This is a genomic window from Prochlorococcus marinus XMU1404, from assembly GCF_017696175.1.
Classification (GTDB): Bacteria; Cyanobacteriota; Cyanobacteriia; order PCC-6307; family Cyanobiaceae; genus Prochlorococcus_A; species Prochlorococcus_A marinus_X.
The window spans coordinates 130695-153588 of record NZ_JAAORE010000002.1; the positions used below are offsets into that span (position 1 = coordinate 130695).

26 protein-coding genes, 1 tRNA gene and 1 pseudogene are annotated in these 22894 nt (G+C 28.8%); 4 read left to right on the forward strand and 24 right to left on the reverse strand.

The features are described 5' to 3' along the window. From HA144_RS04350 to HA144_RS04435, 18 genes and pseudogenes are all read right to left on the reverse strand, one after another. Window positions 1-393, reverse strand: coding sequence for a hypothetical protein (locus HA144_RS04350; RefSeq protein WP_209042863.1), 393 nt, complete (start codon window positions 391-393; stop codon window positions 1-3). A 1-nt stretch (window position 394) separates the two neighbouring features. Next, complete coding sequence (gene accD / locus HA144_RS04355; protein WP_209042865.1) at window positions 395-1276, reverse strand: acetyl-CoA carboxylase, carboxyltransferase subunit beta; 882 nt, start codon at window positions 1274-1276, stop codon at window positions 395-397. A gap of 136 nt (window positions 1277-1412) precedes the next feature. Beyond that, complete coding sequence (locus HA144_RS04360) at window positions 1413-2309, reverse strand: phosphoribulokinase (protein ID WP_209042867.1); 897 nt, start codon at window positions 2307-2309, stop codon at window positions 1413-1415. An 89-nt stretch (window positions 2310-2398) separates the two neighbouring features. Further along, window positions 2399-3472: a 3-isopropylmalate dehydrogenase gene (gene leuB, locus HA144_RS04365; RefSeq protein ID WP_209042868.1), complete on the reverse strand. Its 1074-nt coding sequence runs from the start codon at window positions 3470-3472 to the stop codon at window positions 2399-2401. 28 nt (window positions 3473-3500) lie between these two features. After that, window positions 3501-4535, reverse strand: a complete 1035-nt coding sequence (gene lpxD, locus HA144_RS04370) for a UDP-3-O-(3-hydroxymyristoyl)glucosamine N-acyltransferase (RefSeq protein WP_209042870.1) — start codon at window positions 4533-4535, stop codon at window positions 3501-3503. Between the two features lie 19 nt (window positions 4536-4554). Beyond that, on the reverse strand, window positions 4555-5637 hold the full coding sequence (gene proB, locus HA144_RS04375; protein ID WP_209042872.1) for a glutamate 5-kinase: 1083 nt from the start codon (window positions 5635-5637) through the stop codon (window positions 4555-4557). Beyond that, window positions 5634-6128 carry a YqeG family HAD IIIA-type phosphatase gene (locus HA144_RS04380; protein ID WP_209042875.1) on the reverse strand — a complete coding sequence of 165 codons (495 nt, stop codon included), beginning with the start codon at window positions 6126-6128 and terminating at the stop codon, window positions 5634-5636. Before HA144_RS04380 ends, proB begins: the two co-directional genes overlap by 4 nt. Window positions 6129-6132: 4 nt before the next feature. After that, complete coding sequence (locus HA144_RS04385) at window positions 6133-6669, reverse strand: DUF3727 domain-containing protein (RefSeq protein ID WP_209042876.1); 537 nt, start codon at window positions 6667-6669, stop codon at window positions 6133-6135. Window positions 6670-6695: 26 nt separating this feature from the next. Further along, window positions 6696-7157, reverse strand: coding sequence for a Holliday junction resolvase RuvX (gene ruvX, locus HA144_RS04390; RefSeq protein ID WP_209042879.1), 462 nt, complete (start codon window positions 7155-7157; stop codon window positions 6696-6698). Further along, on the reverse strand, window positions 7154-8209 hold the full coding sequence (locus tag HA144_RS04395) for a hypothetical protein (protein ID WP_209042881.1): 1056 nt from the start codon (window positions 8207-8209) through the stop codon (window positions 7154-7156). The genes ruvX and HA144_RS04395 overlap by 4 nt, the downstream gene beginning before the upstream one ends. Next, window positions 8210-9376 (reverse strand): hypothetical protein, encoded by a 1167-nt coding sequence (locus tag HA144_RS04400; RefSeq protein ID WP_209042882.1) that lies wholly within the window; start codon window positions 9374-9376, stop codon window positions 8210-8212. 22 nt (window positions 9377-9398) lie between these two features. Next, complete coding sequence (locus HA144_RS04405) at window positions 9399-9935, reverse strand: thylakoid membrane photosystem I accumulation factor (protein WP_209042884.1); 537 nt, start codon at window positions 9933-9935, stop codon at window positions 9399-9401. Window positions 9936-9949: 14 nt separating this feature from the next. Beyond that, window positions 9950-11566, reverse strand: a complete 1617-nt coding sequence (locus tag HA144_RS04410) for a DUF3685 domain-containing protein (RefSeq protein WP_209042886.1) — start codon at window positions 11564-11566, stop codon at window positions 9950-9952. Window positions 11567-11808: 242 nt separating this feature from the next. Then, window positions 11809-12096: pseudogene (locus HA144_RS04415) on the reverse strand (ATP-dependent Clp protease adaptor ClpS). Window positions 12097-12161: 65 nt separating this feature from the next. Then, window positions 12162-12235 (reverse strand) — tRNA-Met (locus HA144_RS04420). Between the two features lie 29 nt (window positions 12236-12264). After that, window positions 12265-12747 (reverse strand): tRNA (cytidine(34)-2'-O)-methyltransferase, encoded by a 483-nt coding sequence (locus HA144_RS04425; protein ID WP_209042888.1) that lies wholly within the window; start codon window positions 12745-12747, stop codon window positions 12265-12267. A 2-nt stretch (window positions 12748-12749) separates the two neighbouring features. Continuing rightward, window positions 12750-13310, reverse strand: coding sequence for a bifunctional adenosylcobinamide kinase/adenosylcobinamide-phosphate guanylyltransferase (locus HA144_RS04430; RefSeq protein ID WP_209042890.1), 561 nt, complete (start codon window positions 13308-13310; stop codon window positions 12750-12752). A gap of 10 nt (window positions 13311-13320) precedes the next feature. Next, window positions 13321-13632 carry a fusion glycoprotein F0 gene (locus tag HA144_RS04435; protein WP_209042892.1) on the reverse strand — a complete coding sequence of 104 codons (312 nt, stop codon included), beginning with the start codon at window positions 13630-13632 and terminating at the stop codon, window positions 13321-13323. 110 nt (window positions 13633-13742) lie between these two features. Here HA144_RS04435 and HA144_RS04440 point away from each other — a divergent pair, with 110 nt between their 5' ends. Then, window positions 13743-14369 (forward strand): cofactor assembly of complex C subunit B, encoded by a 627-nt coding sequence (locus tag HA144_RS04440; RefSeq protein WP_209042894.1) that lies wholly within the window; start codon window positions 13743-13745, stop codon window positions 14367-14369. On the opposite strand, the gene lptC is transcribed toward HA144_RS04440, so the two are convergent. The 5 genes from lptC to rpmG form a co-directional block, all read right to left on the reverse strand. Beyond that, a complete protein-coding gene (gene lptC / locus HA144_RS04445; protein WP_209042896.1) occupies window positions 14366-14989 on the reverse strand; it encodes an LPS export ABC transporter periplasmic protein LptC in 624 nt (207 codons plus the stop codon). The two genes, HA144_RS04440 and lptC, sit on opposite strands and share 4 nt — an antisense overlap. Then, complete coding sequence (metG, locus tag HA144_RS04450; RefSeq protein WP_209042898.1) at window positions 14982-16517, reverse strand: methionine--tRNA ligase; 1536 nt, start codon at window positions 16515-16517, stop codon at window positions 14982-14984. The genes lptC and metG overlap by 8 nt, the downstream gene beginning before the upstream one ends. Window positions 16518-16583: 66 nt before the next feature. Further along, entirely contained in the window at window positions 16584-17768 is a 1185-nt protein-coding gene (locus HA144_RS04455) for a ribonuclease catalytic domain-containing protein (protein ID WP_209042900.1), read from the reverse strand. 43 nt (window positions 17769-17811) lie between these two features. Then, on the reverse strand, window positions 17812-18033 hold the full coding sequence (gene rpsR / locus HA144_RS04460; protein WP_002806014.1) for a 30S ribosomal protein S18: 222 nt from the start codon (window positions 18031-18033) through the stop codon (window positions 17812-17814). A 12-nt stretch (window positions 18034-18045) separates the two neighbouring features. Beyond that, window positions 18046-18240, reverse strand: a complete 195-nt coding sequence (rpmG, locus tag HA144_RS04465; RefSeq protein ID WP_002805540.1) for a 50S ribosomal protein L33 — start codon at window positions 18238-18240, stop codon at window positions 18046-18048. 100 nt (window positions 18241-18340) lie between these two features. Here rpmG and pheT point away from each other — a divergent pair, with 100 nt between their 5' ends. Then, on the forward strand, window positions 18341-20785 hold the full coding sequence (gene pheT, locus HA144_RS04470; protein WP_209042902.1) for a phenylalanine--tRNA ligase subunit beta: 2445 nt from the start codon (window positions 18341-18343) through the stop codon (window positions 20783-20785). 105 nt (window positions 20786-20890) lie between these two features. Beyond that, complete coding sequence (locus HA144_RS04475) at window positions 20891-21139, forward strand: hypothetical protein (RefSeq protein WP_209042904.1); 249 nt, start codon at window positions 20891-20893, stop codon at window positions 21137-21139. A gap of 423 nt (window positions 21140-21562) precedes the next feature. On the opposite strand, the gene HA144_RS04480 is transcribed toward HA144_RS04475, so the two are convergent. Next, window positions 21563-22570: a molecular chaperone DnaJ gene (locus HA144_RS04480; protein ID WP_209042905.1), complete on the reverse strand. Its 1008-nt coding sequence runs from the start codon at window positions 22568-22570 to the stop codon at window positions 21563-21565. A gap of 144 nt (window positions 22571-22714) precedes the next feature. On the opposite strand from HA144_RS04480, the gene HA144_RS04485 reads away from it, so the two are divergent. Further along, window positions 22715-22894 (forward strand): hypothetical protein, encoded by a 180-nt coding sequence (locus HA144_RS04485; RefSeq protein WP_209042907.1) that lies wholly within the window; start codon window positions 22715-22717, stop codon window positions 22892-22894.

The window sequence follows — 22894 nt, forward strand, 5'->3', positions numbered from 1 at the left end:
TTATCCATTAATAAACTCTGAACAACTATTTTCGATGACTACATCTATAAGTTCGTCATTATTAGAGGTTTGCCATTTTGAATTGAATTGTGGAATTCCATTAATAGAAGTATCTTTAAACTTTTTTTCATCGCAATTAATTCTCATCACATAAAGTGATAACTCTCCATCATCATCAGAATTAGTTGGATTTTTTAAGTACTTTGTTAAGACACTTATTTCACCATTTTGATGCGGTCTAATACTTCCTTTGTCAAGCCATTCTTTCCCTTCATTATTCTCTTTTAGGAGGACCCAATCAACATTTCCTATTCCATATGAATATGGAGCAAAATTTAAAATAAAAAATAAAAGGCTTAAAGAAAAATATAATAAATTTGAAATTATTCTCATTTTATATATTTACTTTTGTAAGTTCTTTTACACCATGAATTTTTAAAATTTTAGTCAGAGTATCCTTGAGATCTTTCCTTTTAACTATTACATCAACAAACCCATGCTCAAGCAGATATTCAGCTGTTTGAAAGTTATCTGGTAATTTTTCTCTTAATGTTTGTTCTATAACCCTTCTTCCAGCAAATCCAATGAGAGCTTTAGGTTCTGCCAAAATTAAATCACCTAACATTGCAAAGCTTGCTGTCACTCCTCCAGTGGTTGGATGAGTTAATAGGGGCATATATAAAAGATTTTTTTCTTTATGTTTTTTTAGTGCTCCAGATATTTTTGCCATTTGCATGAGACTTAACATGCCTTCTTGCATCCTTGCTCCTCCTGATGCACAAACAATAAGAATTGGAAAATTTTCTAAAGTTGCTCTCTCAATTATCCTTGTAATTTTTTCACCAACTACTGAACCCATGGAGCCTCCCATAAATCTAAAATCCATAACAGCTAATGCTAAAGGCATTGAATTTACAGAACAGATACCTGTTACTACTCCATCTCTTAAGCCTGTGCCAGCTTGACTTTCTTTGATTCGATCAGCATATGATCTTCTATCTTTAAAACCCAATGGATCTGTAGGACTTAGTGAACTATCAAACTCTTCGAATGAATTTTTGTCAGCAATTATATTTATCCTTTCATCACTATTAATCCTATTGTGGTGTCCACAATTACTACAAACATTAAAATTTGAAATTAGGTCTTTTCTATAGGCTACTTGCGAACATTCAGAACATTTAACCCACAAACCATCCCCCTCATCTGTATCTTGCGAAACTTTTCCAACAAATTGATCTTTACGCCTTGCGGCAAACCAGTCGATTAATGACACAACGTTACCTTTTTTTCTATTTAAAACTAAATAAGGTACTTTTATCAAGAAAGATATATAAAAATTTGAGATCTTCTAGATTAGAAACTCCTAAAGAAAAATATAAAGATTTGAATTGATAATCGAAAAATAACTATTATTTATTTTTCTCCTCAATCATTTTATGAATTATTGGAGTAAGAATTAGTTCCATTGCGAAACCCATTTTCCCCCCATTTACTACGATACTAGTTGGACTTGACATAAATGAATCGTTTATCATTCCAAGTAAGTATTGAAAATCAATCCCCCATTTCTCTCTTGCACCTTTTCTGAAATGTATGATCACAAAGCTCTCATCAGGAGTTGGTATATTCCTGCAAATGAAAGGATTTGAGGTGTCTATTGTGGGAATTCTTTGGAAATTAATATCAGTTTTGCTGAATTGTGGGCAAATGTGATTTATATAATCAGGCATTCTTCTCAATATTGTATCCACTATGGTTTCAGCTGAGTAACCTCTTTCTGCGTTATCTCTATGGATTTTTTGAATCCACTCTAAATTTGTTATCGGAACAACACCGACAAGTAAATCAGCGTAAGATGCCACATTGTATCCATCACCTTCTACCCCACCATGCAAACCTTCATAAAAAAGTACATCTGTTCCCTGAGGAATATCTTCCCATGGGGTAAATTGCCCAGGTTCTAAGGATGTCCCAAGTCTTGTATTATGTTCTTCTGCTTCTTCAAGACTATGTAGATAATATCTTTTCTTTCCTCCTCCAGTTTCACCATAGATTTTAAAAAGTTCTTCTAGCTTGTCAAAAAGATTAGCCTCTGGACCAAAGTGAGAGAAATTTTCACCTTTTGAAAGAGCCTCTGCCATAGCTTTTTTCATAGGCATTCTTTCAAACCTGTGGTAACTATCACCTTCTACAACTGCGGGAACAATATCTTCTCTGGCAAAAATATGCTCAAAGGCTCTTTTTACTGTACTTGTTCCTGCTCCTGAAGATCCTGTTACAGCGACTACTGGATGACGTTTTGACATTTTTAAAAGACAATATCTAATGATTCTGACAGGTCATATGCCAACTTTATGTTCAACTTAAAAATATTTTTTTATTTATTAATTTTTTTTTAAATTTCATCTATTATTTTATTTCCGATTTCACTGCAAGATAATACTTCTGAGGAACCATCAGCTAAATCGGCTGTTCTATATCCTTTTGAAAAAACTTTATCAATGGCAGTTTCTAAATTTTCTGCGGCTTCTTCTTCATTTAATCCAATTTTTAACATCATAGAGGCGGATAAAAGCATCGCAATAGGATTCGCTATGTTTTTACCAGCTATATCAGGAGCGGAACCATGAACAGGTTCAAAGACTCCAGGCCCGTTATTGTTTAGAGAAGCAGATGGAAGCATACCAATAGAGCCAGTTAACATTGCGGCTAAATCACTTAAAATATCACCAAATAAATTACTAGTTAGAATTACATCGAATTGACTAGGATCTCTAACTAATTGCATTGCTGCATTATCAACGTACATATTGATTAAAGATAAATTACTATATTTTGAGGTGATATTTAAAACTGTATCTCTCCACAATTGACTAACCTCAAGAACGTTTGATTTATCAACTGAACATATTTTTTTATTTCTTTGATTAGCAATTTTTATTGCTATTTCAGTTATTCTCTCTATTTCGGCCGAATCATAAACCATCGTATTGAAAGCTTTTGGAATTTTTGTATTTGTTATATGTCCTCTTGGCTTTCCAAAATAAATACCCCCTATTAATTCTCTTACAACAATAAGATCTACATTCTCAACGATTTCTTTTTTTAATGTACTTGAATCTATGAGAGATTTTCTTATTTTTACAGGCCTGATATTTGCGAAAAGGTTTAGGGCAGATCTTAACTTTAGTAACCCACTTTCTGGTCTTAATTCTCTTGCAAGAGAGTCATATTTAATATCTCCAACACATGCTAAAAGCACAGCATCACTTTTTTTGCATTGATCTAGTGTCTCGTCTGGAGCAGGAGTCCCATATTTTTCATAAGCTATCCCTCCAAATAATTTTTCAATAATCTCAATATCAAAATTATGATTTTTTGAAAGCTTTTTTAAGACTTTTTTTGAAACTTCTGAAATCTCTGGCCCAATTCCGTCTCCTGATAATAAAACAATCTTATATTTCTTCATTTAAATTTTTGTTTAATAGAACAATAAATTATTGCTTGTCTAATTGTCTAAGTTTTTTTGCTAATTCTGGTAATTTTTTAAAAACACTTGAACTCTTTAGCCATGATTTATTTTCCATAGCGGGGAAACCACTAATTACCTTGCCATCTTCTATGTCACAATGGATCCCGCATTTTGAACTCGCAATGACATTATTCCCAACTTTTACTCTATTATTGACTCCTACTTGCCCTGCCAAAATAACACCATCTCCAATTTTTGCTCCTCCAGCGATACCAACTTGAGCTGCAAACGCACAATTCTTGCCAATTTTAACTCCATGACCTATTTGTACTAAATTATCCAACTTTGTTCCCTCATCAATAAAAGTAAAACCTACTGCGGGTCTATCAATACAACAATTCGTTCCAATTTCTACAAAACTCATTATTTTTACACCACCTTTTTGAGGCATCTTTACCCATTTGCCATCTTTAGGAATAAAGCCAAATCCTTCTGATCCAATAACAGAATTTGAATTAATTACACAATTATTTTTTAGAGTGGTATTTTCGTAAATAACACAATTTGGATGAATTATATTGTTATCTCCAATTCGAACATTGCCTAAAATTGATGATCCAGGAAGAATATGGTTATTGTCTCCAATTACAGTATTTTCTCCTACATAAACATTAGATCCAATATGGCAATCTTCTCCAATAATTGCTGTTTTATCTATAACGGCTGTAGCGTGAATTCCTGGTTTGAAATTGATCGTTTTATATAAACAATTCAAAACCTCAGCAAATGCAATTCTTGGATTTTTGACGATTATGTTTGATATTTTGAGTTTCTTTAGGACACTAGCGATTTCATTGTTGTTAGTGGTTATTATTGCCGATGCTTTAGTCTGATCTAATTTTTCTTTAAGGATATTATTTTCTTCTAAAAAAGATATTTGATGGTTATCTGCAGTATCTAAAGATGCAGCATCATCTATATTTAAATCTTCAAAAATATTGGCACTAATAAAATTTGAATTTCCTTTTTTTATTAGATCAACTAAATCACTTAAAAGCATTTGTCAGGTTTAAATTTTTCTAAGAGAGAGCAAGAACATCTCTGTGTACGACAATGATGGTGGAGTTGTTTTTTTCTTTATTATTTAAGATACTTCTTAATTTGTCGCTACTTATTGATACTAAACCTTTTGCAACTTCTTTATCATTTGTATTTACGATTTTAACTGCTTGATTAACCGTAAAGTTTCCTTCTACATTTTTAACACCAACTGCTAAAAGTGAGGCACCTTTTTTTTTGATTGCAAAAGAAGCTCCCTCATCCAAAGTGATTATTCCTACTGTGTGAATTGCATGTGAAAGCCAACTTTTTTTGTTTCCTATAGGTTTTTCTACTGGATAAAACAAAGTTCCAATTTTGTTATCATTAAAAATTTCAATTAAGTTTTTTTTATTAGTTCCATCAACTAGTTGGACTTCAACTCCTCCTTTTGTTGCTATTTCTGCAGAAATTAGTTTTGTAGAAATTCCTCCTGTTCCCCATTCATTATTTGAGTTTTGAATATTTTTATCTTTAATTTCTTTTAATTCACTATTATGAACCTCTTTAATTGGATGCGCATCTTTATTATTACGTGGATCTTTTGAGTATAGATTCTCAATATCGGTTAACAAAATAAGCTTGCTAGCATTTATAGCTAATGCAACTAATGCAGAGAGGGTATCATTGTCTCCATATTTAAGCTCTTCATTTGCTACAGTATCGTTCTCGTTTACTATTGGAATAACATTCAAATCAATTAATTTTTTTAAGGTTTTAGAAGCGTTATTGAATGATTCTCGTGAATTGAAATCAGCTTTCGTGATTAAAATTTGAGCAATATTGTGTCCTAATTTATTAAATACTTTTTCGTACAAAGTCATTAAATTAACTTGGCCTACTGCAGCAGTAGCTTGAAGGGTACTTAAATCATTTGGTCTCGTTTTAATATTTAATTTTTGACAACCTAATCCAACGGCTCCACTAGTTACTAAAATTAATTTATTTCCTTTTGAAAGAAAATTTTTAAAGGATCTACAAAGTGTTTCAATAACCTCTTCAGTAGAAGTTTCCTCCGTTGCTCTTAAAATACTAGTACCAATTTTTATGACCCAAGTTTTCATTTTATAAAGAAGGAAATTAATTTTTCTATTGTCAAAGTTAAATTAAATTTAGTAGGTAAACCATTTCTCTTTAATCGCTTAACTAATATTGTTTTTATATTACATCTATTCCCACCAATAATATCTGTAAAAATCCTATCGCCAATAATGGCTATATTTTTTGCTTCAAAATTAACTTCTTTAATAACATTCAAAATCTCTTTTTTTCTGGGTTTTGAAGCATTATATTTGTATCTTAATTTAAATTCTTTTGCTATTTTCGCGATTCGCTTCTTCGATGGATTGTTACTTATTAGATATAGGGTAAAAAGTTTTTCAGATTCCCTGATCCAATTTTTTACAGCCTTTGGGATCCTAGTTGAGTTTCTATTTAAAAGAGTTCCATCAACATCAAGTAATAAACATTGAATTTCTTTTTTTTGTAATTCAGATTGAGAAATTTCATATATTGGTAAATTTGAATCCCAATTTACTTTTAGGATGGATCTCATTAATTTAAGAACTACTTTTTTCGAGCTCAGATTCAATCAATGGTTGAACTTTATCAAACTCATCATCTTCGATTAATAAAGCTACTTTATCTTTTAATTTTCCAACAATAAAAAAAGGATCTAGTGGAATATATAGTCCATATTCTTGGTCGAAAAGATTAAAGTTAACAAGTAATTCATAACTCTCGCTATCATCATCGATGTAATCTTCTTCTAATTCATCGTAAATTGGTTCTTCAAGTTCTCCTGATACTGTTAAGGTAACGGCTGATCTGATAAGTTTTAAATCATGTTCTTGAAGAACGGCTTCAGCATTTTTTAGTATCTGTTCATTTTTATCTATTTTCTCTATTAGTTCTGGTTCATCTTCTTCATTAATCTTGAAAAGACTTACTGGAGTATCCACTGGCGTTAATAAAGCATATTCTTCTCCTTCAACACTTACTAATTGTTCAAGATAACAAAATAGCTCATTACCATTTGAATCATTTAATAATATTGTCTGCGCATCATAATTATTTATTGAGTTAGTTTCTTTCATTTGAAAATTATCTAATTATTTTAATACTAATATTTTATCTGAGCTTTACCAGTTAATTCTTCTAATTCAGGACCTTCTTCGATCCATTGTTCAAGTATTATTTTTGCTGAAAAACTATCAATCAATCCAGATTTATCTTTTTTAATTCCATATCTATTTGAAGATTCCCAAGTTGAACTGTGTTCGTTGACGAAAGAAAATGGCAGCTTTAATTCATTAGAAAGTAATTGGCCATATTTTTTGCAGTCTATAGCCTGAGCGGTCATTTGACCTTGCTCATCAAGTGGAAGACCTACAATAAATCCAGTCAAGTTAAATTCTTGTATATGATTTCTAATGATTTTAACCTCAAGGTTATTTTCAAACCTTTTTATTGCTGGAAGTATATTTGATGTTATGCATAGAGGATCACAATAAGCCAATCCTATTCTTTTGGTACCTACATCTAAACTTAAAATTGACCTGGGTTTGGGTTTGCAGAATTTCACTTTGTTTTTAATGGAAAAGGAGATGGATATGGATTACCTTGTGGACTTAATTTTTCAATGATAGATTCCAAAGATTGATTTATTTTATTTACTTGTTTGGCTTCATTCTTAACAATTGTGTTTCTGACAAGAATGATTTCTTGATTTTTTTCTTTCAGATAACATTCTTCGAGAAAAAGATTTAATTGAAAATTTTCTTTATAAGTTTTTAGATACGACATAGGAGATTTTTTAAAAAAAACTTTTATAAATTCATTTAGAATAGGATTGAATCTATTATCCCAAAATTTATTTATTGTTAAAGTATAAATTTCTTCGTTTTGATAATTAATATCTTTTAAAATTGTACATAAAACAGAATTCTCATATATTAAGGCACCACTTTTAGAGTTATTTCTTTTAAGGATATCGTCTTGATTAAAATCTAAAATATTTCTTATTAAGGGTGATTGATTTGATCTTATGAAATTCACTATTTTCAATATATTTTGTTGATTAATTTTTTGGAATTCATTAATAAAGGCGTAGCTTTGGGTATTTTGCTTTATAGATTTATTTAGATCACAACCATCCCAAAGTATTATCTCTCCTAACGGTTGAAAGCCTAATTCTCTTGAGCTTGATATAAGATCAACATTGTTTATATCAGAGTTAATTACCCAACTTGAAGTTTTGATGTCTGTTATTGAGATAGATTTTTTTAACAATCCTAAAGTTAATTGTTTATCTGTTAAAGAACATTTGCCCATAATTAACTTGGGCTTAGATATTTTTATGCAAGTCTTTTTTTTGTTTAAAGGAAAAATATTCAAATAACCAATAATTTCGTTTCCAGAAATAGCAATTATACATTTATTTTTATTTTTCTTAAGATTATTTAAAAAAATTTTTAAGTCATCAAAGGTATTTATAATTGCCATCTTTAAGAACCAATTATTCAATTTCTTATTTTTGATATCTATTAAAAGGTTAATGTGTCGTATATGGAGTTCTTCAAAAGTTACTTTCATTTCTTTTTTTGACTGAAAAGAATTAGAGGTATCTTTTTTCATTTACTTTTTTTCTCTTATTAACACTATAGGAGTTTTTTCATCTCCATTGCCAGCTGGATTAGATATTAGGTTTCTTTTAAGTATTTTATTTACTTTCTTATTTGAACTTGCTAAAACTTTTACACCTCCAAGATCATTAACATCGACAACTGCAACATCTATATTTAGATATTTCGAGACCTCCTTACAAAATAAATCTGCATTGAGAGGACCCATAACTATACTTTTGTCGTAAGGACTTACTGTACCGCTTATATCATCAATGAGAGATGATTCTGAACCAGTTAATCTATAAAACATACCCTTAATTCCAACTAATTTAAAGATAAATCCAACAATTAATGCAAAGGTTATTCTTGTGACTCCAATTCTATTTATTAATAATTGCATGCCACAAGCTGTTGCAAGACTGCTTGTAGGGTGAAAAAAATAACATAATGCTATCGAAAATAAACTATATTCTAAATTTTGAGGGGCAATATATCTATTTTGCATAATCGCAAGTGGACTCTCACCGATTGTTAAAATATCATTTTTTTCTACAATTCCTTTACAGTATTTAATCACAGTATTTACTGGGTCATCAAAGCAACCAAGTAAATCAGTTTTAATAGCATAAGCCTTATATTTATTATTTATTGGAATTTCAGAAACTTCGTTCGTCCTTTGTTTTTGACCATCTAAATTAATTAACAAACAATCCTTATTTTCTGAAATACCAAAATGACCATAGTTCTCCCAAAATACTTTTAGCCATAGATATTTTATTTTTTCCCTAAAATTATTATTGCTAAATTTATATATTATTCTTACAAATAATTCTGAATTTGACTTGATAATCGTTGTTGGCCAGTAATTATTTAAATTTTTTTCTTTTTCATTATCGTATATAAAAATATCTTCTTGATAGTTTAAATTTTTGCAATATTCATTACCCTTACTTTTAAAAAAATCTAATTCAAAATTTATATTAGATATCATAGTCTCTTTGGTTTTACTAGTATTAGTTATTTTTAAATCAATAGTTAATTCGTTTAAACCATCCTTTTTTTTGATTTTGTAATTTATCGGTACCAGATTTAACTTTGATTTAGGAGAGTTCTTAATATATAAGTCAGAAAGTATTAAAAAAATTAAAAGAACTAAGAGGGTATTTATTAATATCATTTTTAGTTAATTAATATTTGTTTTAATCTTTTTTTTCAGAAATTATACTGTTGTATTCATTAAAACTTTCTAAGGAAAATTCAGTATCTTTAATGTTAATTCCTTTTAGTTCGCTTATAACTTTGTTTAATTCATCGATATTAATCATTCCATTTTGATCATATTTAACTTCGCCATCACTATTAAAAATAATGGTTTGTGGTATTAACCCATTCCAATAATTACTCGGTTCATTTGTGAGATCAGACTTTTCTCTATCTTGTAATTCATCTGTAGTTAAAGCAATAATATCTATACTATTTCTCCATATCAAATCTAAACCGGATATTATCGGAGCCATAGCTTTGCTATCAGAACTGTCATCAAGATAAAAAAATAAAACTGAGACTCTATTATTTTTTAATGATTCCTGAAGAGTTGTCTGAGGAGGAACTATTGCTCCATTGCCTGCATATATAGGAAAGATGTTCCCATCGTAACTATTAGTGTCTCTAGAGGCATTCGCTTTATACGGACTTAAGAAGATTAATGTAATAAGGATCCATTGAATTATTTTCATTAAAGTTTAAAAACTTACTTTGAACTTGATCTTCCTAATCCTTGCAGGATTCCTTTCCCAACTAGACCGATAGCTTTGCCTACGACTTTTGTTAAGAAAGTTACAAAAAGATTACCGATGTATTTTACCGCAACTTCTAACTGAGGTGCTACTGCATCTCTTATCTCAACTAACAATGTAACTTGTTTTTGTAACCATTCTAGATTCTCTAATTCCTGCTCTCTATTTTCATTTTTAAAGTATCGTACAAATTTTTTCTCGATAATATCAATATATTCTCGTTTACTCTCATATAAGTAGATGGGCATATAAATATTGTCATGCCAACGATTGTAGTTATTAATATTATTTCTAAATCTTTCAAAATTTCTTGTTGACTGTAATTCGGGATTTATAAGTAAAGTTCTAAGTTCAGGCCAGGAAGAGCAAATATTAAAGATTTCAGAAGCTAATAAATTACAGTTCCTTATTGTCCAATTTGAAATAATATTTTCAAGTATTAAAAAAGATTCTGTTTCATATAGAGGTAATAATTTCCCATTATATTCAAGAGCTTCATTTTTAATAATAGGCTCGATAAACATTATTGATTCATGAGATTCTCTATCTATATCTTCACAACTTACTTCACTATAAATATAGTCATTTATTGAAATAGACTCGCCTCCTTTTTTTAATCTAAAATAACCGTCTGTGATATTTGAAATTGTATTAACTTTAAGTTCTTTTATAAGAGAATTTAAATCATCTTTAAAATCCTTATCTTTATAATTTTCCTTAATATTTTTTACTAAATTATCTAACTCATCTAACATTTTACATATTAAGCGTGAAATAAACTCTTTCTTTATCCCAGAAAGAATTATTGATGAATTATTAAATTCAACCTGCAAGTTATTTGAGCTATATCTTTCTTTTAGCCTATTGAAAATTAAATTCCAAATTTCTATAGTATTCTTATCTTTAATGAATATAGTATTCTTATTCTCAAGATTAATTTTATTTTCAGAGTAAATTGCCTCTGTATAAATCTCTAGTGAATTACCCCATATAAAAATAAGAAATGATTTAGCAGTAATAAGTTCTCTTAATCTTCCCTTTAAAATAAATTTATAAAATTCTGGAGTTGCATCAGAATTAACATATTTGAATATATAGTTAATCTCAATGTCTATTTGTTTTAGACCTGAAGTTAGGATTTTTTGACTAAAAGAAAGAGGCTTATCTTTATTTAATTTAACCCTGTAATTATTATCTATATCAAATACTCGTCCTTCATTTAAAATAATTTTTATAGATTCAAGAACTTTTTCCGCACTTGGATTTAAAAGAAAACCTTCAGCATTTAAAGATGGAGAATTCTTAGCTTCGTAAAAGAGTTCACCAGAAAGTATTATTAGAATCTTTGACTCATCAAACCTTTCCCTTAATTTTAACAATTCTAACCTGATAAGATCCTCTGATTGGAAATTAAGAATATTCCATATAACTAAATCAGGGGTTGTGTCATCTAGTCCATTATTAAAATAAATATTTAAATTTTCGTCTAGTGAAGTTAACTTAAGCGATAAAGATTCAGCTATTAAGCTTGGAGCAATAATAAATATTGATTTTTTTGAAATTAATTCCAAGACTAAATTTCTTATCTCTTATTCAAAATTAACTAACAATTACTGCAAATACCAGTCTTTAATTCATTTTTAGTCCTTCCTTGACAACATAAAAGTAGGCTGATTCCCTAAAACATCAATAAAGCTTCTATAGTCAGAAAAAAAAACTCTAAAATTTATCTTTTTTTGCTTTTTATTTTTAAGTTTTTTCTTTTTAGTGGTTCTAATTTATAGTCAATAAATCTATTGAGAATCTTAAAATTTTATGTTTTCTCAATAGGCGCAATGCTTAATCCTTTGCTGAAAAGTTTTTCATGATATAACTCTGCCTTTTCAAGATTACCTTTCCACACTTCAGCCGAACCTATTTTGTCTACTTTAATGGTTAGATCCCAGGCCCTATTTTCTGTCATCCCGTGGATTATTGTCAGAAGACTATTTGCGACGTGTTGAAAAGTATTAAAACTATCATCAAGAAAAACTAACCTTGCTTTAGGATACTTTTTATTTAGTTTATTTTAGTCTAAGACTGTAATAGCTGAATCGAACATTATTGTTTGTGCCAGTTCTAGAATTTTAAAATTTACAATGGGGATCTGATTGAAAATATTTAAAGTGTCTCGAGCGTGACTTGAACACGCGACCTGCGGGCTATGAATCCGCCGCTCTAACCAGCTGAGCTACCGAGACATGAAAATATTGTAAGACATTATTTGTAATTAATTATCATTTTTAAAATTTAATTGTTTATGAGCCTCATAAATTGCAATACCACATGCTACAGAAAGATTTAAACTTCTAACTCCTTTCTGATTATTAGTGCTAGGTTTTAAATTTGGCATATATATAGATATTAAAAAGTCGCTTTTATTAATAATGCAATCTGGTAAACCTGTATCTTCTCTACCGAAAAGCAAAACATCATTTTTCTGAAATTTAAAATCGTTCAAATACAACCCATTTTTTTTACTAAACGCAATTATTCTTTTTTTAGATTTTGACTCTAAAAATTTGTTAAAGTTCCCGTACTTATTAACAGTAACTAAAGGCCAATAGTCTAATCCTGCTCTTTTCAGATATTTATTTTCTATTTTAAAACCTAAGGGCTCTATAAGATTTAATGGAATGTTAAATGCAGCACATGATCTGGCAATATTACCTGTATTTTGTGGAATTCTAGGTTCAAAAAGAGCGACTTCCAATTTTAAGTAGGAATTTCTAAACTTATTTCGTCTATTTTGATTGCTCTGCCGTTTATTGCAAGCCAATTGTCCTTTGATATTTTGGTTATTCTCTTTTGAAGCTCGCCTATCCTTTCAATATAAGTATTACCAATTTTATATTCTGAGACCAAGCTCCAACCTACTTGCTCTCCAACAATAAATGTTATGCTTTTTCTTTTAATTAAAAGACTTATAAGTGAATCCAATTTTGTTGACCATTCTTCTTGTTCTTTATTAATACTTTCCATCACAAAACCACCTATCGAGTCTATTAATAATGGACCTTCTTCTTCGCATAATATATTTAAAAGATTTCTTGTCTCAATTAATTTCCAATCTTTTGGCCTTCTTTTTTTATGTAAATTAATCTTTTCTTGCCATTCTTTATCCTCAATATTGATTTCAGATAAGGCAATATATGATAATTTCTTTGTCTTCTTTGCTAAGTGTTCTGCAAATTCACTTTTGCCACTTTTTGTTCCACCTGTAATAAAGATAATATGAGATAAATCATTAGTAAGACTTGAATTGTTGGCATTCATAAATGCTGTCTTATTTAGAGAAGTACCACCAAGTTGCTAAAGGAATAATCGTAGCAGCAATTAACAAACCAATTACTATATAAGTAGCAGTTGAACTTTCAGTATCTTTAGATCTCATGACATTAAAGTTTGGATCCACTACAGGATTATCAATTGATGAAGGCTGGCTTTTTTCGTAATTTATAGTTGTGTTTTGTTGTGTGACGACAAAAAGGTTATTTATATCACTGATACTTTTTGCAAAGGTAGTTGGAGGTGTAAGGATTAATATTAAACCAAAAACCATGAAAGAAAATAGATATCTATTTATGTTTGATTTCATTTTAATCTTTTTGATTAATTATATATTAAAAAAGATATGTTTGAGTATCTTTAAAATTACTAAACAATATAAAATTTGCATAATTTAGATAAGATTAACTAATTTTATATATGGGATTTAACGGGAAATCTTTAATAATTATCGGTACGATACTTTTTATTTTTCAAATAGTAAATTTCTTTTCAATAGAAATTATTACTCCTGAGCTAGAGAGAGCACAAGTATTAGCTGCTATAGCTTCACTAATTGTTATCTTGATAGGCTTCTTATTTAAACAATTTGACCCCTTAGCTGGAGTGAAAACTGATCTTAAAGGAGAAAATAAATTTCTCTTTGATAAAAACATACCGGAGGAAGTTATTGAGGAACTCGCATGGGGGTCTGAAGCGATATTAACCTCTACTGCAGCAGCAACAATATTAATACATAATGATGGGGTAAATATATTGAGAAGAGGAATTACTTCGAGGAATAAGTTTACTCCTGGTGAAACCTGTTATAGAGCAATAAAAGATATGAAATTAATATCATTAGCAAATACTAAATTTTACCCAGGAAAAGATGAATTTAATAACTTTTGTCCCGAGATACCATCTATTTTAATTGTACCTATAAATAGTAAAGCATTTATTTTGATTGGAGGTTGGAGTACAAAATGTTTTACTAAGTCTGATGAAAAATGGATAAATAATTGGTCAAAGAAGATTAATAATGTTTTTTCCAAAAATAATATTTAAAAATAAATTATTGAGCGGACTTTTTTATTATTTGCCTTAAAACTTACGGACTCTGTTTTGAGATTATAGAAGGCATTTTCAGAATTTATTTCATATTTATTATTGTTATTAGCATCTTTAATAATATATTTTACTGGACTGAAAAATTCAATTATGTTATTTGAATCCAACTTTGCTTTTTCTGAATTTAAGATGATATTTTTATTTTCAAATCTTATATTTCCCTCTAATAAATAGTTTGTTTCTTCTATATTCCAAATAAAATAATCAGAATATAGGATATCTTCATCTTCCTTAATAGTTTTTAGTTTCACATTCCCTGTTAATTCAAGGAGTTTATTATTGTCTGATAATGTCGATTTGTCTGAATTTATAATATATTTAGTTTCTTCCCCTTTAAAAATATTTATTGTTGTTTTTTGTAATTGGAATTTTAATTTATTTTTATCAAAACTTGAATATGGACTTGTTATGGAATATATTTTCTCTCCTTTCTTAGAAAAAATATTCATGTCTAAACTATTTATTTTTTGAACTACTTTATTTTTCTCAATTACGTTAGTTGTACATCCAAGAACAAAAACAGGAAGTAAAATTATTAATTTATGTATGTTATTCATATTCAAGCTTATTTATAATTGGAGTGGGTTTAGGAAGGCTTGAATTACTAATTAATATCCCCCATTCTAGTTGTTTTTCCCAAGGGATATTATCTTTGTATAAAGAACCTAGTTGATCATTTATTTTTGATGATAATTCTGGCAGCAAAGGCTGTAATAATAATCCTATTATCCTTGTACTTTCTAATACGTTATAAATAATTTCTTTAACAAGAGGTAAGTTATCTCTTTCTTTTATTAAAAGCCAAGGTTGATTATCGTTTAAATATAAATTTGTGTTAATTGCAAGGCTAAGCACTTCATTAGCAGCTAAATCTATTTTGTAATTATTAAATTTATTTATATAGCTCTCTACAGCAATTTTGGCTAAATTCTCTAATTTATTTTCAATTGATCTTTTTTCATTATTAGGCACTTTATTATCAAACCACTTTCTAGACATAGATGATGTTCTATTTAATAAATTTCCAATTGTATTAGCAAGGTCATTATTGATGATGTCAACAAATCTTCTGTCTTGAAAATCTCCATCATTTCCGAGTGATATATCTTTAATTAAGTACCATCTAACAGGATCATTACCATATCTAGATAGCAATAAGTCTGGGTCAAGGACATTTCCTATGCTTTTACCCATTTTTTGACCTTCCCTAGTTAGAAAACCATGACCCAATACTTTTTTAGGAACCTTCATACCAGCGGAAATAAGCATTGCAGGCCAATAGACGGCATGAAACCTAAGTATATCTTTACCGATCAAATGAATATCAGCTGGCCAACCTCCATTAATTGAATTATTCAAAAAATTATCTGTAGAATTAGAACTAATAGCACTTACATATCCAAGTAATGCATCAAACCATACGTAAAAGGTGTGATTATCGTAACCAGGGACTGGAATTCCCCATGAGATATTTGTTCTTGAGATTGAAAAATCCTTTAAACCTCTAGAAACAAAGTTTATAATTTCATTTTTTCTTTCAATTGGTTCTATGAATGTTGGTTCATTTATTATTTCCTCAATTTGTTGTTGGTATTTAGACAGCCTAAAAAACAGATTCTCCTCATTCTTCCATTCTAAATTTTTTTGATGTATCGGACATTTGTATGTTGCTGAGTTTTCTGGATTATCTTTAAATTCTTCACAGCCAACACAATACCAACCTTTTTGCACGCCCATATAAATATCATCGGATCTTTTTACTCTTTCATAAAATTCATTAACAACTAACTCATGATTATTGGAGCTTGTTCTGATGAATTTATCAAAAGATATATCCCATTTTTTCCAATTATTGTGAAAAATTTCTGAAATTTCATCGCAATGAATCTTTGGTTTAATACCCTTTTCATTTGCTGTTCGTTGAATTTTTAAACCATGTTCATCAACGCCAGTTATAAAAATAACATCTTCTCCTAATAGCCTCTTGTATCTAGCTATGGCGTCGCATATTATTGTTGTATATACACTACCTAAGTGAGGCTTGTCATTTACATAATATAAGGGAGTAGTAATGACAAAACTCATAAAGCTTTTTTATCAATATTAACAGATATTATTAAACTGATAATAAGTTATTGTTTAAATTTCTAATTAATAAATAAACTCTAAAAGATTATTATCACTTATATTAAATTTTACTTTATAAATTTTATTAATATATAGATCTATTGATACGAAAAGAGTAATAATTATTTCGAGTGAATATTCTGGGAAGTAAACTAAAGCAATATTTCTTTTATAGTTGATCCACTTAACAAATATTATTTTATAAAAAGTTTTATTCTCAATTTTAAAAAATACTGACAAATATTTGAATTTATTATTTTTGTAGATATTGTTATTCTCTATTTGTCTATTTCTTGAATAATCAATTAATTTTGAAATTGAATTATTACTTATATTTTCTAAATTATTAATTTTATTATATACCTGTCTTTGCATAATTAAATCTAAATATCTTCTAAGTGGCGATGTGCATTGTACGTATAATGGAAGACCCAATGACTCGTGGCTATTAGGCTTTGTAGTTATATAACTTTTACCCATATGTTGTTTAAGTAATATATATTTTATCTCACTATCTTTATATTTATTAAGAATTTCGAATGGATTACAATTAATTTTTTGTGATCTATATGCAGCCGCTAAATTACTTTTTTTTAAAAACAAACTTGTTACATAACCCATTAATATCATTGCTTCAGCAACAATAATTTGAGCGATTGTTTTTTCTATTTTATTTATTATAATTTTATCCTTACATTTGTTTATTTTACTATTAGGACTTTCAATGATTATAGCTCCTTGTTTTTTTCTAAAAATAATGCTTTTTTCTAATAAATTTTTTATTTCAACCAATTCAATTTCTTCTTTAGGTTCTAGTTCTAAAATTTCATTTACATCTTCATATGTCAATTGATATTTAGGTTTTATAATTGCTTCAATTATTTCATAATTATCTATTGAGCCATCTTCATTGAATTCTATTACTGCACTTATAGTTTCTGAAATTTTATTTTGAGCTAAATTTGCTTTATCAATAATTTCAATGGGTAGCATTGGAACATATTGATCTATTAAATACAAACTGCTATTATTTTTTCTTGCATCAAGGTCAATATTAGAATCTTGCAAAAATAGCTTACAAGGATTACTAATATGTATCCATAGATTTTTTACATTCCCATCTTTTATTTCAAGAGAGATAGCATCATCTACTTCATGTGGATCTTCAGAATCAATAATATAGGTTTTTAAATTAGTTAAATCTCTCAAATATTTAAATATTAAATAGGGAGCAAACTATATTCAATATCTACTAGCCTTCTGGATTCACGAATGGTAGTAGGGCTACAATTCGTGCTCTTTTAACGGCTAATGTCAAATCTCTTTGTTGTTTTGAAGTTAACCCAGTCATTCTTCTGGGTAATATTTTACCTCTTTCTGTTATGAATTTCTTTAGAAGTTCTACATCCTTATAATCAATTGGATCTCCAGGTTTGATTGGTGATAATTGTTTTTTGAAAATTGAATTAGGCATGATTTGATTTAATTACTTTATTTCTTTGTGAATTGTCATTCTGTTTAAATGAGGATTAAACTTTTTCAGTTCTAATCTTTCAGTTGTATTTCTACGATTCTTTTCGGTAGTATATCTTGAGACACCATTAGATCTCTTAGGATCAGTGCTTGTTCTAGCTTCAGTACATTCCAGGGTTACTACAACTCTCGTCCCTTTTTTTGCCATTTTAATTAATACGTTAATGTATAATTTTCTATTGTACATCTTCAACAAACTATTTTGAAGATATTTCTATTATTAAATTATCACCGAAAAAAAAATATATATGAAAGTTTCTCAAAATTGGTTAAAAAAATTAGTCGAAATAAATTCTACTCCTGAAGATCTCTCTGAAAAATTATCTATCGGTGGTTTTGAGGTTGAATCACTAGAAGATTGTTCAAAGAATGTAAAAGGTGTCGTTTTAGGTAAGGTTTTAACTGTTTTAAAACATGAAGAATCTAAAAAACTTTCTATTTGCCAGGTTGATGTTGGCAATTCAAAGAATTTACAAATTATTTGTGGTGCAAGCAATATTAAACCAAATATTTATGTTTATATTGCTACTGTCGGAGCAGAATTAAATGCTGTCAATTTAACAATTAAAAGAAGCGAAATTAGAGGTGTACTTAGTGAAGGAATGATATGTTCATTGCAAGAATTGGGCATAGAAGATTCTAGCGATGGCATTGCAATTATTGATGAAGAATTAGCCTCAAAATATGTTCTAGGAACTCCTGCGTCTAAGTTTCTAGGATTAGATGATTTTGTGTATGATTTGGCAATTACAGCTAATAGGCCTGATGGGATGTCTGTAATTGGTATTGCACGAGAAATTTCTGCTCTCTTAGAAACAAAATTAAATTTTCCAGAATTAAATAATAAATATAGTACTAACTTACTTAATGATATTAAACTATGCCCTGAAGCCATAACATCAAATTGTCTATATACAATAACCAGCATTGACGGAGTCAATGGAGATAAATTATCACCAAGATGGCTTAAGGATCGTATAGAAAAATCAGGTATAAAATCTATAAATCTTATTGTTGACATAACAAACTACATTCTTTTAGAACAAGGCCAACCTTTGCATGCATTCGATAAGGATAAACTATCAAATTTAATTGGAAAGGAAGTTTCTTCAAATGACTTTTCAGTGAGAAAAGCCACAGATAGCGAAAGCCTTGTATGCTTGGACGGGAATAAGTACGATTTAAACAATAACATTACCGTAATAACATGTTCTAATAAACCAGTTGCTATTGCAGGGGTAATTGGTGGTTTAGAAACTTCAGTATCGACTACTACATCATCCATTTATCTCGAAGGCGCTGTTTTTAATCCGGTTACAATAAGAAAATCATCAAAGGAGATTGGAATAAGAACTGAATCTAGTAGCAGATATGAAAAAGGAATTTCATCAAAAAATACTATCAATTCTATCACTAGAGCAATTAATATTTTAGAGGAATTTTTTGGAATTAATTTACCAACTATTAATACTTCGAGTTTAATAACTAATGAGTGTACTTACATTAAATTACGAAGAAATCGTATTCACAAAATTCTTGGTCCAATTATCATAAATGATCAGTTTGATAAAAGAAATTTATCTGATAGTGAAATAGTAGACAAATTAACACTCATAGGCTGTAATTTAAAAAATAAAGAATACGGGTGGGATGTTGCTGTAATTCCTAATAGATCACAAGATTTAATAAGAGAAATTGATTTAATTGAAGAAATATCAAGATTAATAGGTTATGACAGATTCGATTTAAACCTACCTAGTCCAATTAAGCCAGGAAAATTGTCACCTGATCAATTGGCATTGAGAAAGATAAAAAATGGTTTCATGGAAAGTGGTTTTAATGAGGTTCTTAGTTATTCACTTGTTCCAGAAGATAATGATGAACTTATTAGGATTTCAAACCCTTTGCTAAAAGAAACTAGCTGTCTTAGAAACAATATTTGGAAAGAACACCTGCATATTGTAAATCGTAATTTTAAAGCTGGACAGACAAGTTGTTATGTTTTTGAAATTGGAAATGTTTTCTTTAAAAGTTCAGAATTTATTCAAAAAGAAATTTTAAATGGTGCAATTTTTGGCAATAGAAAATTTGGGAATTGGGCTAATTCAAGTAAAGATAATTATCTTAATTATTACCAGGCCAGAGGAAAATTAAAGGAAGCTCTGTCATGCTTGAATATAAAAATTGATGATAAGCCAATTAATTCAATTGATTTTTTACATCCTGGAAGATCAGCGCAGTTATTTATTGAAGGCAAGGATTCAGGATATTTTGGTGAAGTTCATCCAAAACTAATATTGGAAAAGAAAGCTTTAAAAAATACTTACTTATTTAGTTTAAATTTAGCCAATCTCCTTGCAGCAAGTACTAGGAAAAATAAATGGATCCCATTATTTAAGCAATATCCAACCGTACCAAAAATGGAAAGGGATATTAATTTTATTTTCAATAAGAAATACTTAATTAGCGAAATTACATCAGAAATAAAGAAAACAGGTAAGAATCTGTTAGAGGATGTAAATCTTATTGATGTTTTTGAAGATATTAATCTTGGAGAAGATTCTATAAGTTATACATTTCGATTATCTTATAGAGATAAAGACAAAACATTACTAGATTCAGATATTTCCCAAATACACACGAATATCATTTCTAAAGTTGAGAAAAGATTTAATACAAAACTGAGGAACTAGGTGTATCACTTATCTTGAATAAGACTATATATGAGTCTATATATAAGTCTTATATGAAATAAGTAATAATTTAAAAAAAACATCTGATGTTGTAACATTGTAATCATGATAAACGTATTAACTTTATTGCTATCTTCACTGCTATGGGTGCAAGTCCCTCAGTGGTCAGATGATTGGTCAAAATGTTCAGTTGATGTACCTGATGCTTCCTGTCATTGGTATATAACTTCACCTGATAATACATTTGGAGAAGGTTTCGACTGGGCTAGCGCCCCTTGGTTTGACGCTAATGGTTTAAGCGATGTGCCAAGTATTGACAAGCAAACAGCTATACAAAAACTTCAATCTAGGTAGTACTGTCTTTGAGACAGTACAGCTAGGCATAAAAGCCTTTTATAGTAATACTTTTTAACCATTATTATTTTCTTGGACATCTAAAGGACATAATTTATTGATATATCATTCAGTTTTTAATTTTTCCATGCTAAATCTATTTTGGGCATGATTAATTGAAATTGATAATTTACTTTATCTTATTTTTCTATTATGAGACTATAGAATAGACTAATAATAAGACTCATATAAGAAAGTATATACAAATAAATTTTTATATTTATAAAAGTAAATTTTATTTTAATTTCCAATTATATATAATAATTGATTCCAAAAATTCGAATAACAAATGACTAAAGAAGATCTGCAATTTTTCAGTTCATAGCTATCTTATATAAGACTAGTGTATAGACTTATAACTAGTCTTATTTAAGAATGAGTATACTAGTTTCTATAAAGATTTTTTAGCAATTGATAAGCTTCATTTAATTTTCTCATTTGATCTGTTGATCCTCCAGCATCTGGATGCGTCTCTAAGGCTATTGATTTATATGCCTCTCTAATTTTACGCAAAGTATGAGCTGATCCTGCAGATGTTGATAAATTCAATAATTTAAGTGCTCCATGTACTGTCATTGTAGAGTCCAAAGTTTCAAATGAATTTGATCTGTTATTTCGCTTAAATCTATTTACAAACCTTCTCATAAGTGTTGGTATCCTATTAATTAGATCTGATGTAGCAAAAGGGTCTTCTAAAACACCAATCATTAATAAAACAATTTCAAGGGATGGATTTTTCTTTATCCAAAATGGGCATAATTCAGACATTAATTTATTGGCTGCACTCCACGTAAAGGGTAGATTTTCAGTTCCATCAAGATTTGGCCATATATCACTTCCAAACCAATCCATCGAAGCTTCTACTACATGATCATTAGGAACTGATCCATATAAGGTTTTCCAATGACTAATTAACTCAATTCGACATTTTATTAATTCAGTTTCTTTAATTGTATTAATTTGAATATCATTAATATTCTCCTTTAATTTTTCACTATTAATACTTCTTCTTAGATTCTTTACTTTTTTTTCAACAAAATTGGGAAGGCTTATGTTTGAGTTGGCTTTTTCTTTATATTGATTATTATTTGAAAATATTTTTTTCAACGATATCTCATTATCTTCTTTTTTTACGTCTGATGTAATTAATACCAATGCTGTATCTTCATCAATATTTGAATTTTCATTATTCTTCTTATTAAAGTCTATTTCTTGCTGTTGGTTCTTAGGTAGTAAATCATCTTCTTGAAGAAGTTCTTTAAGTATCTTTTCTATTACAGGTCCTCTTGCTCTAAATCCCCACTCTTTTCGTAATTGATCAAACCTGGAAATTAGTTCTTCAGGTAAATCAATTGAAATTCTTTTTGTATTTGAATTTTCAGGAATATTCAATAATATTTTCTTGAATAGTAAGGAATTTCTTTAATTTTATTCAAAAATAATTGAAAGTCCATAAGTAATATTGTTTTTAAATTAAAACCAATTTATTTTCATGTCACAAGTCAATTAAGTATCTTTTTATAATAAAAATAAAAAATGTTTAATTGTTATTTCAAGTCATCTAAAGAACAAAAGAGTTTTTATCAACACAAGAAATTAGAAATGCTCAACTATATTAAGGATTCACTCGAACGTAAAATTGCTTCTGTTACAGCATCTATAGAAGTTCTAGAAAGCCAAATAAGCAGGGATAAAGAAGTTGAAGTAACTAACTAG

Bases quoted from the DNA above. Each gene is read 5' to 3' on its own strand.
- HA144_RS04350 (WP_209042863.1), bottom strand. From the start codon at position 393: ATGAGAATAATTTCAAATTTATTATATTTTTCTTTAAGCCTTTTATTT.
- HA144_RS04360 (WP_209042867.1), bottom strand. From the start codon at position 2,309: ATGTCAAAACGTCATCCAGTAGTCGCTGTAACAGGATCTTCAGGAGCA.
- leuB (WP_209042868.1), bottom strand. From the start codon at position 3,472: ATGAAGAAATATAAGATTGTTTTATTATCAGGAGACGGAATTGGGCCA.
- lpxD (WP_209042870.1), bottom strand. From the start codon at position 4,535: ATGCTTTTAAGTGATTTAGTTGATCTAATAAAAAAAGGAAATTCAAAT.
- proB (WP_209042872.1), bottom strand. From the start codon at position 5,637: ATGAAAACTTGGGTCATAAAAATTGGTACTAGTATTTTAAGAGCAACG.
- HA144_RS04380 (WP_209042875.1), bottom strand. From the start codon at position 6,128: ATGAGATCCATCCTAAAAGTAAATTGGGATTCAAATTTACCAATATAT.
- HA144_RS04385 (WP_209042876.1), bottom strand. From the start codon at position 6,669: ATGAAAGAAACTAACTCAATAAATAATTATGATGCGCAGACAATATTA.
- HA144_RS04395 (WP_209042881.1), bottom strand. From the start codon at position 8,209: ATGAAAAAAGATACCTCTAATTCTTTTCAGTCAAAAAAAGAAATGAAA.
- HA144_RS04400 (WP_209042882.1), bottom strand. From the start codon at position 9,376: ATGATATTAATAAATACCCTCTTAGTTCTTTTAATTTTTTTAATACTT.
- HA144_RS04405 (WP_209042884.1), bottom strand. From the start codon at position 9,935: ATGAAAATAATTCAATGGATCCTTATTACATTAATCTTCTTAAGTCCG.
- HA144_RS04430 (WP_209042890.1), bottom strand. From the start codon at position 13,310: ATGAATGCCAACAATTCAAGTCTTACTAATGATTTATCTCATATTATC.
- HA144_RS04435 (WP_209042892.1), bottom strand. From the start codon at position 13,632: ATGAAATCAAACATAAATAGATATCTATTTTCTTTCATGGTTTTTGGT.
- HA144_RS04440 (WP_209042894.1), top strand. From the start codon at position 13,743: ATGGGATTTAACGGGAAATCTTTAATAATTATCGGTACGATACTTTTT.
- lptC (WP_209042896.1), bottom strand. From the start codon at position 14,989: ATGAATAACATACATAAATTAATAATTTTACTTCCTGTTTTTGTTCTT.
- metG (WP_209042898.1), bottom strand. From the start codon at position 16,517: ATGAGTTTTGTCATTACTACTCCCTTATATTATGTAAATGACAAGCCT.
- rpsR (WP_002806014.1), bottom strand. From the start codon at position 18,033: ATGCCTAATTCAATTTTCAAAAAACAATTATCACCAATCAAACCTGGA.
- rpmG (WP_002805540.1), bottom strand. From the start codon at position 18,240: ATGGCAAAAAAAGGGACGAGAGTTGTAGTAACCCTGGAATGTACTGAA.
- pheT (WP_209042902.1), top strand. From the start codon at position 18,341: ATGAAAGTTTCTCAAAATTGGTTAAAAAAATTAGTCGAAATAAATTCT.
- HA144_RS04475 (WP_209042904.1), top strand. From the start codon at position 20,891: ATGATAAACGTATTAACTTTATTGCTATCTTCACTGCTATGGGTGCAA.
- HA144_RS04485 (WP_209042907.1), top strand. From the start codon at position 22,715: ATGTTTAATTGTTATTTCAAGTCATCTAAAGAACAAAAGAGTTTTTAT.